The sequence below is a fragment of the Pantoea sp. GM01 genome, assembly GCF_000282675.1.
GTDB lineage: Bacteria > Pseudomonadota > Gammaproteobacteria > Enterobacterales > Enterobacteriaceae > Pantoea > Pantoea nemavictus.
Map to the genome: position 1 here is coordinate 135,405 of NZ_AKIU01000026.1, position 13,925 is coordinate 149,329.

General features: G+C 56.4%; 17 protein-coding genes. 7 read left to right on the forward strand and 10 right to left on the reverse strand.

Annotated features, from left to right (window positions below; translation table 11 throughout):
- Positions 1–379 precede the first annotated feature (379 nt).
- Complete coding sequence (locus tag PMI17_RS05935; protein WP_007887077.1) at positions 380–631, forward strand: biofilm development regulator YmgB/AriR family protein; 252 nt, start codon at positions 380–382, stop codon at positions 629–631.
- Between the two features lie 12 nt (positions 632–643).
- Here the strand turns inward: PMI17_RS05935 and PMI17_RS05940 are convergent, their stop codons facing one another.
- The 3 genes from PMI17_RS05940 to PMI17_RS05950 all read right to left on the reverse strand — a co-directional run bounded on the left by PMI17_RS05940 (position 644) and on the right by PMI17_RS05950 (position 4,357).
- A complete protein-coding gene (locus PMI17_RS05940) occupies positions 644–961 on the reverse strand; it encodes a hypothetical protein (RefSeq protein WP_007887078.1) in 318 nt (105 codons plus the stop codon).
- Positions 962–1,132: 171 nt separating this feature from the next.
- A complete protein-coding gene (locus tag PMI17_RS05945) occupies positions 1,133–1,432 on the reverse strand; it encodes an I78 family peptidase inhibitor (RefSeq protein ID WP_007887079.1) in 300 nt (99 codons plus the stop codon).
- Between the two features lie 336 nt (positions 1,433–1,768).
- Positions 1,769–4,357, reverse strand: coding sequence for an EAL domain-containing protein (locus tag PMI17_RS05950; RefSeq protein ID WP_007887081.1), 2,589 nt, complete (start codon positions 4,355–4,357; stop codon positions 1,769–1,771).
- A gap of 218 nt (positions 4,358–4,575) precedes the next feature.
- Between PMI17_RS05950 and PMI17_RS05955 the strand changes: the two genes are divergently transcribed.
- Positions 4,576–5,223 carry a CPBP family intramembrane glutamic endopeptidase gene (locus PMI17_RS05955; protein ID WP_007887083.1) on the forward strand — a complete coding sequence of 216 codons (648 nt, stop codon included), beginning with the start codon at positions 4,576–4,578 and terminating at the stop codon, positions 5,221–5,223.
- 50 nt (positions 5,224–5,273) lie between these two features.
- Here PMI17_RS05955 and PMI17_RS05960 read toward each other — a convergent pair whose 3' ends face one another.
- Positions 5,274–6,005, reverse strand: a complete 732-nt coding sequence (locus PMI17_RS05960) for an SDR family NAD(P)-dependent oxidoreductase (protein ID WP_007887085.1) — start codon at positions 6,003–6,005, stop codon at positions 5,274–5,276.
- Positions 6,006–6,104: 99 nt separating this feature from the next.
- On the opposite strand from PMI17_RS05960, the gene PMI17_RS05965 reads away from it, so the two are divergent.
- Positions 6,105–6,485, forward strand: a complete 381-nt coding sequence (locus PMI17_RS05965; RefSeq protein ID WP_007887087.1) for a helix-turn-helix domain-containing protein — start codon at positions 6,105–6,107, stop codon at positions 6,483–6,485.
- 33 nt (positions 6,486–6,518) lie between these two features.
- Here the strand turns inward: PMI17_RS05965 and PMI17_RS05970 are convergent, their stop codons facing one another.
- A complete protein-coding gene (locus PMI17_RS05970; protein WP_036620354.1) occupies positions 6,519–6,701 on the reverse strand; it encodes a hypothetical protein in 183 nt (60 codons plus the stop codon).
- A 198-nt stretch (positions 6,702–6,899) separates the two neighbouring features.
- On the opposite strand from PMI17_RS05970, the gene PMI17_RS25505 reads away from it, so the two are divergent.
- Both PMI17_RS25505 and PMI17_RS05975 read left to right on the forward strand, forming a co-directional pair.
- On the forward strand, positions 6,900–7,070 hold the full coding sequence (locus PMI17_RS25505) for a hypothetical protein (RefSeq protein WP_007887091.1): 171 nt from the start codon (positions 6,900–6,902) through the stop codon (positions 7,068–7,070).
- 111 nt (positions 7,071–7,181) lie between these two features.
- Entirely contained in the window at positions 7,182–7,415 is a 234-nt protein-coding gene (locus tag PMI17_RS05975; RefSeq protein WP_007887092.1) for a hypothetical protein, read from the forward strand.
- 114 nt (positions 7,416–7,529) lie between these two features.
- Here the strand turns inward: PMI17_RS05975 and yniD are convergent, their stop codons facing one another.
- From yniD to PMI17_RS05995, 5 genes are all read right to left on the reverse strand, one after another.
- Positions 7,530–7,637: a small membrane protein YniD gene (gene yniD / locus PMI17_RS25685; RefSeq protein ID WP_021507251.1), complete on the reverse strand. Its 108-nt coding sequence runs from the start codon at positions 7,635–7,637 to the stop codon at positions 7,530–7,532.
- Between the two features lie 79 nt (positions 7,638–7,716).
- The gene (locus PMI17_RS05980; protein ID WP_007887093.1) at positions 7,717–8,145 is read right to left on the reverse strand and encodes an OsmC family protein; all 429 of its coding nucleotides are present in this window, start codon (positions 8,143–8,145) and stop codon (positions 7,717–7,719) included.
- Positions 8,146–8,208: 63 nt separating this feature from the next.
- Positions 8,209–9,399, reverse strand: coding sequence for an FMN-dependent L-lactate dehydrogenase LldD (gene lldD / locus PMI17_RS05985; protein WP_007887094.1), 1,191 nt, complete (start codon positions 9,397–9,399; stop codon positions 8,209–8,211).
- On the reverse strand, positions 9,396–10,184 hold the full coding sequence (gene lldR / locus PMI17_RS05990; protein ID WP_007887095.1) for a transcriptional regulator LldR: 789 nt from the start codon (positions 10,182–10,184) through the stop codon (positions 9,396–9,398). The genes lldD and lldR overlap by 4 nt, the downstream gene beginning before the upstream one ends.
- Before the next feature lie 153 nt (positions 10,185–10,337).
- A complete protein-coding gene (locus PMI17_RS05995) occupies positions 10,338–11,510 on the reverse strand; it encodes a cyanate transporter (protein ID WP_007887096.1) in 1,173 nt (390 codons plus the stop codon).
- An 87-nt stretch (positions 11,511–11,597) separates the two neighbouring features.
- Here PMI17_RS05995 and PMI17_RS06000 point away from each other — a divergent pair, with 87 nt between their 5' ends.
- Positions 11,598–12,458: a LysR substrate-binding domain-containing protein gene (locus PMI17_RS06000; protein WP_007887097.1), complete on the forward strand. Its 861-nt coding sequence runs from the start codon at positions 11,598–11,600 to the stop codon at positions 12,456–12,458.
- 88 nt (positions 12,459–12,546) lie between these two features.
- Positions 12,547–13,908 (forward strand): amidohydrolase family protein, encoded by a 1,362-nt coding sequence (locus PMI17_RS06005; protein WP_007887098.1) that lies wholly within the window; start codon positions 12,547–12,549, stop codon positions 13,906–13,908.
- Positions 13,909–13,925: the final 17 nt, after the last annotated feature.

Consider the following 13,925-nt stretch of genomic DNA (forward strand, 5'->3'; position numbering starts at 1 on the left):
AGCAGAATAGAACGAGGCTTAAGTCTAACAATCTCGTAACATTACCGGACGGCAAAACATGGCATGGGGTAAAAAACGCAGTTTTCCGCTGTTGAGCGTGATTCTGCTCACAGCAAATCATGCCAGAAGCCCGTTTTTTAGTGTCTTTATGTGCTGAAACAATGCCTGCCGCAAGATAAGCGCATCGCAACGTCCGGCAAACGTGAAAAAATATGTCTACTCGTTACTGACATTATTCATCACCGCATCTATGTTTAAAAAACCACCAGTGATCACTGGCGACGTGCTGCCCGTTCTGGACAGTCCGCATGATTAACCCATATTTCCCCATGCTGCCATTATCTGGCGGCGGGCATCGTTGTCTCTGCGGAGGTCAGCTATGAGAACCCAGCCAAACAGCGCCAGTCGGGCGATTACCGACTACTTCAATAGCCCCGCCTGGCATGCACCGCATGAAAGCGATGTGTTGGCGGCGATCATGCGCGAACTGATGGATGACGGGCAGCCTGCCACCAGCAAAGCGATTATTGCGCGGGTGATCGACAAGCTGGAATTTGAAGGGGATGAACAGCAGCTGCAGAGCTATCGCAATCTGCTGGCGAAACTGCTGGAATCGGGGCCGCAGAAGTAGCGGCCCACGGCACTATTTTACCGCACGCAGATGGTCGGCTTCGCTGACAAACGCTTTGCCGCTCTGACGCTGGTACAGGCACAGTTCGCGGCCGAGCTGGTTTTTCATGTGCTTTTGCGGATAGCGCCCCTCCAGCAGCAGCGCATCAAAACCCACGCGGTCATCATACTGAATCGGCTTACCCATCACTTTAGCTGTCTTCAGGCCACTGGCCTTGAGGCAGCTTTGCTGCATATTTTTGTCGTTTTGCTGCCACGCCGCTTCGCTCGAGGCATTCGCCAGCGGGCTTAATAACAGCGTTAACAGCAGTAACGTTCCGCTCTTTTTCATCATCACTCCTCAATCAGCTTTGCAGGCCGAAAGATAAAAAAATTCCCGCCGTAGCGGGAAGAAATAAGACGAGCATTGCATATTCGAGAGTGACGAGGAAATCTCCGTAGTGCGCAGCTATCCTCGCCCGGCGCTGTGACAGCCAGATGACAATGCAATGTCGTTTTGGTGTTAACCGCAGTACACCCGGGAAATCTTACCGCTCTGATCCGCCGCGAAATTTACCCGACGCAGATTGAAATCCATCGTTACCGCTGAATTCCACGGTATAGCACGCACCGGGACTTCGAAGCGCTTATTGTCGAGCGCCGATAACGGCTGCCCTACATAGTTTTGATATTGCGATGCGCCGCACTGATCGGTTTCGGGATCGTGGCTGGCCGCCGCGCTGGTGTCAGGTTTGCTGGCAGACTGGCAAGCGGTCAGGGCAAAAAAGGCCGTAACCAGTAGCGCTTTTCCATAATGGGTCACAAGTTTCTCCTCCTGGATTAATAGACAACCGGTTTTTGAGAGTAGCAAAGCGTGACCGTGAAACGGAAACTTTTACAGCAGATTGGTCGCAGAAATGAGGGAAAAAGCGCGATCTTCTTCGCATAAATTAGGATTAAACGCACAAGCTGTCTAAAAATCAATCTGCCAGAAGCTACAATTAACTAAGAATTTTCTGAGTGGGAGGCGATTATGGAACTGGTTATTTTTGTCGGCTTCGCCGCGCTGATGACTTTTGTTGCCATTAGAGTGCGTTAGTCGTAAGGCACATTTGTAGCTACCGTTTGACGTTCAAGACGGTAGCTACGATGTGCGACATTAATTGATTAAAAGTTCTTCCCTGAGCCGGGCATTAAACGCGGCTAACGGCATAGGTCGTCCCAGAAAATATCCCTGCCCTTCTTCGCAAGAGAGCGCTTTGAGCGCTTTTAACTGCGCTTCAGTTTCAATGCCTTCTGCCGTGATGGTGAGTGCAAACGCGCGCGCCAATCCAACAATCCCCGCCACTACCGATTGCGCCTGCTGCGATTCCGGGAACTCCTTCATCCAGGAGCGATCGATTTTCAGCCCGTTGAACGGAAAGGTTTTCAGATAACCCAACGCCGCATAGCCGGTGCCAAAATCATCCACCGTGAGCCGCACGCCAAGCGCACGTAAACCTTGCATGATCTCCAGCGCGCGATCCGGATTCTCGAAGGTGACGTTTTCGGTAATCTCCAGTTCCAGCCGCGTGGCGGGTAATCCGCTGATACGCAGTGCATGCGCCACGCGCTGCACCAGATCGTTGGCTCGGAACTCAACCGGTGAAATGTTAACTGAGACGTAACGTTGTTCACCCCAATGGTAGGCATCGAGGCAGGCACGCATCAGCACCCAATCGCTAATCGCAGTTATTAATCCTTTTTCTTCCGCCAACGGAATAAAGCGATCCGGCGTGATCCATTGACCATCTTCCAGCTGCCAGCGAATCAGCGCTTCCGCGCCAGCCAGCTTTCCGCTCTGCAGCTGATAGCGCGGCTGATAGTGCAGTGAAAAAGCTTTATTTTTCAATGCCGCTTCTATTGCCTGTGCCATGTCACGCTTCGATTGCAGGTGATTTGCCATATCGCTGGAATACCACATCCATTGATTGCGCCCGGCACTACGTGCCTGGCTGAGCGCGATGTCTGCGAGTCGCAATAGCGCTTCCGGTTGTGCGGCATCTTGCGGCGCAGAGACGATACCCATGCTGGCGGTTAAATTGATCTGGTGCGATCCGCTGATGATCGGTTGATGAACGGTGCGTTGCAATGCACGACAGCGGTACTCAACGCCAGCACGGGTAGTTTCGCGCAGCAGCAGAATAAAGGCATCGCCGCCAAGCCGGGCCGCCAGCTCATTCGGCGCCAGCAGATTTTTCAACCGCTGTGAGATCTCATTCAGCACCGCATCACCCACCGAGTGGCCCCAGGTATCGTTAATCGGTTTGAACTCATCGAGGTCAAAGCTGATAACAAACAGCGGATCCTCTTCGCTAACGCTCTCCAGATAAGTGGTCAAATACTCCTGCAGCTGAACACGATTGGCCAATCCCGTCAGCATATCGTGACGTGACAGGAATTGAATTCGCGCTTCGGCATCCACTTCATGAGTGATATCTGAAACCGTGCCGCGGAAACCGGCACGCAGGCCATTACGACGAATTGTTTTCGCCATTAATTGCCCAATGCGCCGTTCACCACTGGCCGACATAAACTGGCAGCGCAGCGGCACGCGCTGCACTTCTTCCTCTTGATGCATCAACCATGACACCAATGAATGGCTGGGATGGCTGATGAGTTGATCAAGTGAGCGTCCCATCCAACTCTTTACCTGATGGCCAGTAACCGCAGTAAAGCGCGACGAGAGATAGCGCAGGCGGCCCTGGTCGTCGATCTCCCAAATCCAGTCCGATGCCGCTTCCGCCAAATCGCGAAAACGTTCTTCGCTATCAGCGAGTTCACTTTGGCTGACAGCCAGCATTTCAAAGCGACGATCGGAAATGACCGCGTTGTGTAACGCGTGACGGATCACGCGGCGCGTCACCAGCGTCACGGCCAGCGCCGTAAACAGCAACAGCGGCATCATCATCCAGATCACGCCAAATCCAGGATCTTTCGGCTTCCAGCGAATGACCAAAGGATCGCCCTGCACCACCGGTTCAACCAGACGCGGTTCGTACTGCGCCTCGTCTACACTGCTGGCGATACGCGGTTCGAGCACATTGAGTGAGTTCCCCAGCGCTTGAAGTTTCTCAGGGGTAAATATATTAACAAACAGCATGACTGAAGGCGGGCCCGGTAGGGTTGGCAAATCACGTACTTTTCCCGGGGTGATTGGCGCAGCGACGATAATGGCTGGATTATTATCTATCATCACATTACGAGCGACAGCGTCGTGAAGCTTACGCGCTTCTCCCAACAATAATATACTCTGCGCACCCAGCCAGCTCTCCAGAGACACAGAGGACAATTTGCCATCAATCACCGCGTAGCGCGTTTTGCCTGCGCCATCCACCACAAATACGCCGTCATAGTGATACTCACTGTAAAGGCCTGGCCCAAAGTTCTCTTCATCCCACGCCCAGATTTTATTGACCGTCAGATGCAGGTTTTTCCAGCCTTCGCCCCAGTTAGCGTAATCACGCGCATCGACAATCATCTCCTGCTGTTGCTGCTGCCAGGCCTGACGCATTAGATTGGCGTCCTGCTGAATGGAATCGCTATTTTGTTGATGGGCGATAACCAGCACCATTAACACGGCGAGAAGAAGCACACCGAACAGCAGCGAGGTTAAGGTGCGCAAACTACGCCGCGTTATCCGAACCGTGTGTGCTTCCATGTTGGCTTTGGCGGGTAACGCCGCGTGTCGTTGATACTGAGAATTCATGCACAATGCTCGTAGAATACAGGCAGCAAAAAAGGCGGATGATGACGAACACGGCGCACATCTCCACCCTGTAAGGGTTTGATCGGTTATCGGCCCAGCGCGCCGCAGATTTAGTCTTGCTGGTGGAATATTTGAGCAGCGCAAATGTGCAGCACACCACCTCGACAGCGGTGATCGGCGTTGCTACTATGCGCTCTCCTCTGCTCGCTGAGTCGCCTATGGACACCCAATCCGACAAAGTTACGTTAACGCTGTTTTACGTGGGTAGCTTTGTGGTCTATTACCTCGTGACCATGCTGGTTACGCTGTTTCCCAATTATGGGATGCTGCGCACCAATGGCTTGCTGATGCCGGTGCTCTGCCTGGTAGAGTTTGCGGTGATCTATCCGCTGTACCGCTTTTACTGCCAGCGTCGTAGTGATATTCCGCTTGGATTTGTGCGCCCGATGCAGGGGCTGCTGTTTATCGGCCTGCTGTTCACTTTGATGGTGGCGCAGACTCAGTTTTTGCAGCCGGAAGGCTGGCTGATCGCCCAGTCGCAGCAGGGACGCAGCTCAATGCTGATTCTGCTGCTCACTGCGGTATTACTGGCGCCGGTGTTTGAAGAGGTGTTGTTCCGGGGATTCCTGCTGCAAGGTTTTCTGCTGTGGGCGCCGCGAAGCCGTTTTGCCTGCATGCTGCTCACTTCTCTGCTGTTCGCCGCCATGCATACCCAATATGTGCATTGGGAAACGCTGGTTGCGTTAACGCTGTTTTCACTGCTGCTGTGTTATGCACGCCTGCGCAGTAACAGCCTGGCGCTGCCAATTTTCCTGCATACGCTAAATAACCTGATCGCTATCCTGCCCGCCTGGTATTTCGCCTGATCCCCAAAAAACAGCCATCCTGCGATGGCCGTTGAGTTGCATCAATTCCCTCACACCTGCGTCAGCCCGCCATCCACACAAATCTCGGCACCGGCAATGTAGCTGCTCTCATCGCTGGCGAGGAACAGCGCCACGTTGGCCACCTCTTCCGGCTGGCCCATGCGACTGAGCGGAATGGTGCTGGTGATGCCAATGCGCACCTCTTCGGACGCCGCCTGCATCATCTCGGTATCGATCGGGCCCGGCGCCACCACATTAATGCGGATGCCGCGCGCCGAAAGCTCGCGCGTCCAGGTGCGGGCAAAGGAGCGCAGCGCGGCTTTGCTGGCGCTGTAAACGCCATACCCTTGGGTGCCAATGACATCCGCGATCGACCCTATCAGCACCACGCTGGCGCCGGGCTTCAGCAGCGGCAGCGCCGCCTGCAGCGCAAACACTGGCGAGCGCACGTTGAGGCCGAAGATCTGGTCGAAATGCTCCGCGCCAATCTCATCAATGGTGGCGTACTCGGCCATTCCGGCGTTAATCACCAGCACATCAATCTGGTCGGACTCACGCTTAATCGTCTCAATAACACGGATCAGTTCACTCTGCTGGCTCACATCGGCACGCAACGGGTGCGCATTGCCGGTAATGGTGCTGCTGGCGGCCTGTAACTCTTCATCACGACGCGATGTAAACCAGGTCGTGGCGCCTTCGCGGGCAAACCGCTGGCTGATTGCCAGTCCAATCCCCTTCGCACCGCCCAGCACCACCGCTACTTTGTTTTCCAGTCTGCTCATCTGCACTCTCCTGTTTGGGTAGAAAACAGATGGTATATATTTTATACTTAATAACAATTACGCACTTTGTTTATACCAGATATCGCGGAGTATATCGCCATGGCAGAGATCGACGGTAATAGCTTGAGAGATGTAGGAAAAACTCGTCCGGTGCTGGAGCACATCACCAATAAATGGTCGATTTTAATTCTCACGGTGCTCTGTACTAAGCCGTCGCGTTTTAACGAGATTCGTCGTCGGCTGGACGGCATCACCCACAAAGCGTTGGCGGATGCGTTAAAGCGGCTGGAGCGCAATGGGCTGGTGAATCGTGAAGTGTTGAACACGGCGCCAATCGGTGTGGAATACAGCCTGACGCCGCTGGCGCAGACGCTGCAGCAGCCGTTTATCGCCCTGTATGATTGGGCGCTGAAACATGGTCCATCACTGGAGCGTGCGCAGGAAGAGTACGATCGCACCCATACGGATGAGCTAGCGTAGGGCCGCCAATGATGGCGACCGCAGGCGCAAGAACTACTCTTTTTCCGCTTCGAAATGGTTTTTAAACTGCTCGTAGATAGAGATCATATTGGAAGCATCGCCGTGCAGCGGGCTCAGCTTTCCTGCACGGACCAGTTCAATCACCAGCTGCAGGGCGGCTTGTTTTGGGCTGCTGGCCGGATGGGCAATTTCGTTCGACATGGTTAACTCACTCATCGTTTTTATCAGGGCCGCACAGTTTAGCCCAGATTACGCTACGGATGCGCGCCGCGCAGCGTATAATCTTGCCGACCGGACAAGAAAGCCGCTCAGGGTGATAATTGACTCCCGACGCGTTTAGCTATACTGGATCAAAAAAGGGAACGACCAGCCACACATTCCGTACCAGCGAGAAGGTGTTAAAGGAGTCTGATTATGCTGATTGGTTTTGTTTTGTTAGTGAGCGCGTGTGGGCATGATGCCTGTGACGCCTTGCCGGTTTCGGAGCGCATCTATCCGACCAAAGTGGCCTGTGAGCAGATGGCCGATCGCATCCATAAAGTCCGGCCAAACGTGGTCTTACTTTGTGGCGAAGTGCACCGTTAATTCGGTGCCAGTTTTATTACAGTCGCGCAAAAAACAGCCAGACGGCATTGCAAGAATGGGTTGTAGCGTTCAAAATATAAGCTGCTTTTCACTATTATCGTTGTGAATCCAATGAAAACATCTCGCCCCCGTCGTCCAAACGGACGCTGGGTTTACTACATTTTGTATGATGGCATCCTGTGGCCCTGCCCCGTGCGCTGGGAGTGGGAAAGCGGCTTCGGCGGCTGGCTGCCGTTCTACTTCTCGCCCACGTTTGAGTTCGTGGCGGGCGATCCGCGCAAGGCCTATCGCATTGCGCGCAGCAGTGTGCGTAACGTTCGTCATACCGATGGCGAATACGCCTGATTGATTAGCCAAGCTGCCACGGTAACCATGACGCCGTGAGCAGATAATGCAGTAACTCCAGTACCAAAATCACCATCACCAGCACGCCGAGCTTGTGACTGCCAATCCAGTCCTTCATCCCCATATCATCGCAGCCCAGCGAATCAGCATTAGCGCACCGCAGATGCACAACAGCACCACAATCATTTTCCAGTGTTTAGTTGCAGCCAGTTTTTTTGCCACGCATCCTCCAGACGACAGAAAGCAACGATGCGCCCTCAGGCGCACCGTTAATTCTAACGCTGGTCACCCAATAGGGCGATTATTTATTCAGCGTGTAGTCGAGCGTGATTTCAGCGTTCAGTACCTGAGACACCGGGCAGCCCGCTTTAGCTTTCTGGATAATCTCATCAAACTTAGCATCATCAATGCCTGGCAGCACAATGGCGCTGGTCAGCGCGATTTTAGTGATGGCAAAACCGTCGCCCTTTTTATCCAGCGACACATCCGCAGTGGTATCGATGCTGGTCGCTTTATGTCCTTCATTGCCCAACATCAGCGACAACGCCATGGAGAAGCAAGCAGCATGTGCTGCACCAATCAGCTCTTCCGGGTTGGTGCCTTTCTGCCCTTCAAAACGGGTATTGAAACCGTATGGTTGATTGCTCAACACACCGCTTTCAGTGCTTACCGTTCCTTTGCCTTTAATGTCGCCTTCCCAATGGGCCGATCCTTTCTTATGAATGGTCATGTCATTCCTCCTGTTTAGTTCGACAGCTAATGAGTATAGACAACGTGACTGATTTTGCTTTTCTCAGCTCACCGCGCGTGGACGTGCCGGGCTTAATCCTGCCTCGCTCAGCAGCGCATTGGCCTGCACCAGCGAAGCCTGAGTAATCTCTTTAATGGATTTCGCACCGGTCAGCGTCATCGCCACTTTCATCTCTTTCTCAATCAGATTGAGCAGATTCTCGACGCCGCGCTGGCCGTGCGTGGCCAGCGCATAGACAAACGCGCGCCCCAGCAGCACGCTGTCGGCGCCGAGCGCGATCATGCGCACCACATCCAAACCGCTACGAATACCGCTGTCGGCCAGAATGGTGATATCGCCTTTTACCGCATCGGCAATCGCCGGTAACGCACGCGCCGAGGAGAGCACGCCATCCAACTGACGACCGCCGTGATTGGATACCACAATGCCATCGGCGCCAAACCGCACCGCATCACGCGCATCTTCCGCATCGAGAATGCCTTTGATCACCATCGGGCCATCCCAGAATTCGCGAATCCACTCCAGATCCTGCCATGAAATGGAGGGATCGAAGTTGTTCGCCAGCCAGCCAATGTAATCTTCCAGCCCGGTCGGTTTGCCGAGATAGGTGGAGATATTGCCGAGATCGTGCGGACGGCCATGTAGCCCGACATCCCACGCCCATTGTGGATGCGTTGCCGCCTGCCAGTAACGGCGCAGTGCCGCATTCGGGCCGCTCATGCCCGAATGCGCATCGCGATAACGCGCGCCCGGCGTTGGCATATCGACGGTGAACACCAGCGTGGTGCAACCGGCAGCCTTGGCGCGTTCCAGCGCATTGCGCATAAAGCCGCGATCGCGCAGCACGTAGAGCTGGAACCACATGGGACGATTAATTGCCGGCGCAACTTCTTCGATCGGGCAAACCGACACGGTAGAGAGCGTAAACGGAATGCCTTTCAGTGCCGCTGCGCGTGCCGCCAGCACTTCACCGCGGCGCGCGTACATGCCGCACAAGCCCACCGGCGCCAGCGCGACCGGCATCGATAAGGTTTCGTTGAACAACTTTGTCTCAAGACTCAATTCCGACATGTTTTTCAGCACGCGCTGGCGCAGCGCCACGTCGGAGAGATCGGCGACATTGCGCTTCAGCGTGTGCTCGGCATAGGCGCCGCCATCCAGATAATGAAACAGGAACGGCGGCAAGATGCGTTGCGCCGCGGCGCGATAGTCACTGGCAGCAGAGATGATCATCCGTTGTTTTCCTTATGCTGAGGTAAATCGTGGCCCGGCAGACGCGTAATCCGCGCCTGACGCGCTTCATCTTCATGCAGGGTTTTCATGGTGGTATGCACGAAGCCGAGGTGATCCATCGCCGCCTGGCGCGCCGCTTCCGCGTCACCGCTCATCACCGCCTCGAACATCGCCTGATGCTGTTCGTGCAAGCGATTGAAAATCACCGGATGGGTATACATGCGCTGGCGGCTGTGCAGCACCGAGGATTGCAGCAGATCGAAGAAGCCGCGCATGGTTTGCAGCAATACCACATTGTGCGAGGCTTCGGCGATGGCGAGATGGAAGCGCAGATCGGCCTGCGCCGCGAGATCGGGATCGTCGCTCTCGTTCATCTTCAGCAGCGCATCGAAGGCGTAGCGCAACCGCTCTTTATCGGATTCGGTGGCGCGTAACGCCGCGTGCCAGGCGGTGCTGGCCTCAATGGCATGACGCGCTTCCAGGATGTCATAGCGATAGTCGGGATCGGCGGCCAGCAGCTGACGAATCGGCTCAACGATACGCTGTTCCGACCACGGCGCCTGCGGCTGGCGTACCCAGGTGCCGCCTCCGCGTTTGCTAACGAGCACGCCGCTGCTGATCAACTGCTGAATTGCCTCACGCAGTGATGAACGTGAGGCACCAAATTCCGCCGCCAGCGCGCGTTCGGAGGGCAAACGCATGCCCGGCTCCAGCTGATGTTCACTGATCCACGTGCAGAGCCGCGCGCGCAGCGTATCCGCTAAGCGCGGCGAGTTATCATTCATGGAACCCTCCACCATTGGTAGGACCAATATTCGTTTGGTCGGGATTTCAGGTTCCAGATAGTTAATGCATTGTTAACTCAACGCAACGAAAGGCGCGTGATTTTTCCCGTTATGTGATGATGCGGCGCAATTTCACTCATTTGGTAGGACCAATCACACCGATGTCTGACCAAAGGCGCGACGGTAGCTGTGAGGATGAAAGCGCAGGTTAAGCACGATTAGCCCGACGGTCACCGCCGCTTGCATTAGCCAGACGCTGCTAAAACTGTAGGTCAACGCCTGCAGCTGACCGGCGATAAACGGCATGCTGCCAGCGATGATAAACCCCGCGCCCTGCATGAACGCCACCAGCCGCGCACCGGCCTGCGGATGGGGCAGATGGTCGAGCGCCAGCACCATCGCCAATGGGAACGCCGCGCCGAGGCCAAAACCGGCAATCGCCGCCCACAGCCACGGTGCCAACTGCGGTGCCAGCAGAAAACCGCTCATGCCGATCAACTGACAAACCAGGCTAATAATCAGCTGCGGACGGCGATCGGCCTTACGCGCCAGCAGCGGCATCAGCAGCGCGCCCGCCACCTGGCACAGAATCATCACGCCCAGCAGCGAACCGCCGGCCTGCGCTGACCAGCCCAGTTGCTGATAAGCATCCGGTAGCCAGGCGACACAGGTGGCATAACCGCCGTTCACCAGGCCAAAACTCAGCGCCAGCGTCCAGGCGCGCGGTTTGCGCCACAGCGACGGCAGCGCAATGTTTTCCGTGCTTGCGGCAGTCGGCACGCGCACGTAGAGCCACAGGCCGATCGCCAGCAGCACCGGCAGCGCCCAGCCGGCCAACGCCAGCGACCAACCATAATGCTCGCTCAGCCACGGTGACAGGGCGGCGCCCAAGCCGCCACCGCCCATGAGCGCACCTGCCCACAGTCCGGTCACTGCCGCGCTGCGCTGGGCAAACCGCTGGCGAATCAAGCCTGGCATCGCCATCTGCACCACGCCCACGCCAAGGCCGCCAAAGAGAGCACTCACCACCAGCCAGCTGCCGTCATGGATAATGCCGCGCGCGGCCAGCGCCAGCAGTAGCAGCATCAATCCGGCCAGCAGCAAGCGTTGCAGCGGCACGCGTTGCATTAATGAAGCGCTTAGCAGCGCCACTGCGCCCATCATCACCATCGGTACCGCGGGCAGCAGCGAGGCCGCCAGTGAAGAGAGTCCCATCGCCTGGCGCAGCTGGCCGAGTAATGGACTAATAGAAGTGAGAAACGGACGCATATTCAGCCCAGCCAGCACCAAAGCGCCGAGTGTTAGTCCGTTATAATGTCGATTCATACACAATCCTGCTGTAAAAGAGTTGCCAGCATCGCAGCAGTGGTTACTATTTGGAAATGAAATAACACCATAGTGACCAGTGGAATAATGAATCGTCAGCCGATGTTCACCCCGCAGCAGCTGCTGAGCTTCGTCGCGGTATGCGAAACCGCCAGCTTTACGCGCGCCGCCGATCGCGTGCATCTGTCGCAATCTACCGTCAGCCAGCAGGTACGTCGGCTGGAAGAGATGATTGGCAAAGCGCTGCTGGAGCGCACTTCGCATCAGGTCGCGTTAACCGAAGAGGGCGAAAAACTGCTCGGCTATGCGCGCCGTATTATCGCGCTGAACGGCGAAGCACACGACGTGCTGAGCGACAAATGGCGTGACGGCGTTTTACGCCTCGGCGTGCCGGAAGATTTCGCCGCGCCGACCGCCGGTTTGCTGGCGGAATTCAGCCGCGAACACCCGCAGCTGCGCCTTGACGTGATGAGCGGCATGTATGTCGATCTGCATCGCGCATGGCAGCGCGAAGAGCTGGATATCCTGCTGATTAAACAGCCCGGCGGCGAGCGCCCGCTGGCTTCACGTCCGGAGCCGCTGCTGTGGCTGGATAGCGCCGCCCATCCCTGCTTTGAGCAAACGCCGGTGCCGTTGGTAGTGTTTCCACAGCTCGGTTTGTACCGCGAAGAGATGGCGCAGACGCTGGATAGCCTCGGCCGCAGCTGGCGCATTAGCTACAGCAGCGCCAGTTTAGTGGCCCTTGCCAGCGCCAGCGCCGCCGGATTAGGTGTGACGCTGCTGCCCGCCAGCTGCCGCCTGCCGGAGCATCGCGTATTAAGCGAAGCCGACGGGTTGCCGAGCATCAGCCATTTTGAACTGGCGCTGTTTTGTCGTACGCCGCAGGATGCGTTGCAGCAGGCGCTGGCCGCCGCGCTCGTGACGTTTTGCCAGTTGCAGTGGCAGTGATTTTTCCACTGCTCATCAGTGGAAAATATCGCAGCGCGCCGCGTCAGGTTTTGCCAGATTAAGCGTTTCTCATTTGATGGAACCTCTGATGCAACTCACTTCTCCCAGCCGTCGCGAATTTCTTAGCCTGACCGCTGCTGGCAGCCTGATGGCAGCCGGTATGAGCTATGCCGGACAGGCCTCTCCGCTGCTGTCAAACAGCACGCAACCGCATACGCCACCGCCGCGCGTCGCCCACTATCAACTGCTAAACGTGCGTCTCGAAGAGGGCTTTGAGCGCGACGGCAGTGAAATCATCGCTACGCGCACCGCGCTGTACGACATCACGATCAAAGATGGCGCTTTCGCTGCAATTGATGCTGCCGGCAAAGCGCGCAATGCCGCGCTCGCGCAGTGGGATGCCAACGGCGCTCTGCTGCTGCCCCGCACCCGCGATATGCACATTCATCTCGACAAAACCTTCTACGGTGGCCCGTGGCAAGCGCCGCGTCCGCGTCAGGGCAAAACCATCATGGATATGATTGCGCGTGAGCAGGTGCTGATCCCGCAGCTGCTGCCGACCTCGCAGGCGCGTGCTGCAGCGATCATTGGCCTGTTGCACAGTAAAGGCACCACCGAAGCGCGCAGCCACTGCAATATCGATCCGGTTAGCGGCCTGAAAAGTCTTGAGCATCTGAAGCTGGCGCTGGCCGATCACCCGGAATTTCCCTGTGAAATTGTTGCGTTCCCGCAGCACGGTCTGCTGCACTCGAAAGTCGATGGTTTGATGCGTGAAGCGATGCAAATGGGCGTGGAGTTCGTTGGCGGACTCGATCCGACCAACGTGGATGGCGCGATGCAGGCGTCGCTGGATGCCATGTTCCAGATCGCTATCGATTTCCAGCGCGGCGTGGATATCCACCTGCATGAAACCTCGCCCGCTGGCGTGGCAGCGATTCAGTACATGGTTGATACCATTGCAAAAAATCCACAGCTGAAAGGTAAAGTGACGCTGAGCCACGGCTTTGCGCTCGCTACGCTGGAAGGCAAGGCGCTGGATCAGATGATTGCCGGCATGGCGGAGCAGCAGATGAGCGTGGCCTCGACCATTCCGATTGGCAAACTGACCATGCCACTGCCGCAGCTGCAAGCGGCGGGCATCACGGTGATGACCGGGACCGATAGCGTGATCGATCACTGGTCACCGTTTGGCACCGGCAGCATGCTGGAAAAAGCCAATCTGTACGCGCAGCTGTATCGCGGTTCCGATGAGTTTGGTTTAAGCCGTGCGCTGCATATCGCCACCGGCGGCATTTTACCGCTATCGAATCAGGGCGAGCGCCAATGGCCGCAGGTGGCGGATGAAGCCAGCATGATGCTGGTTGAGGCCAGCTGTTCCGCCGAAGCCGTAGCGCGCATTTCCCCGGTACGCGCCACCTTCCACCGCGGATTGCCGGTGTTCAGCGCCTGATGTTCTCAGGTGCGCAT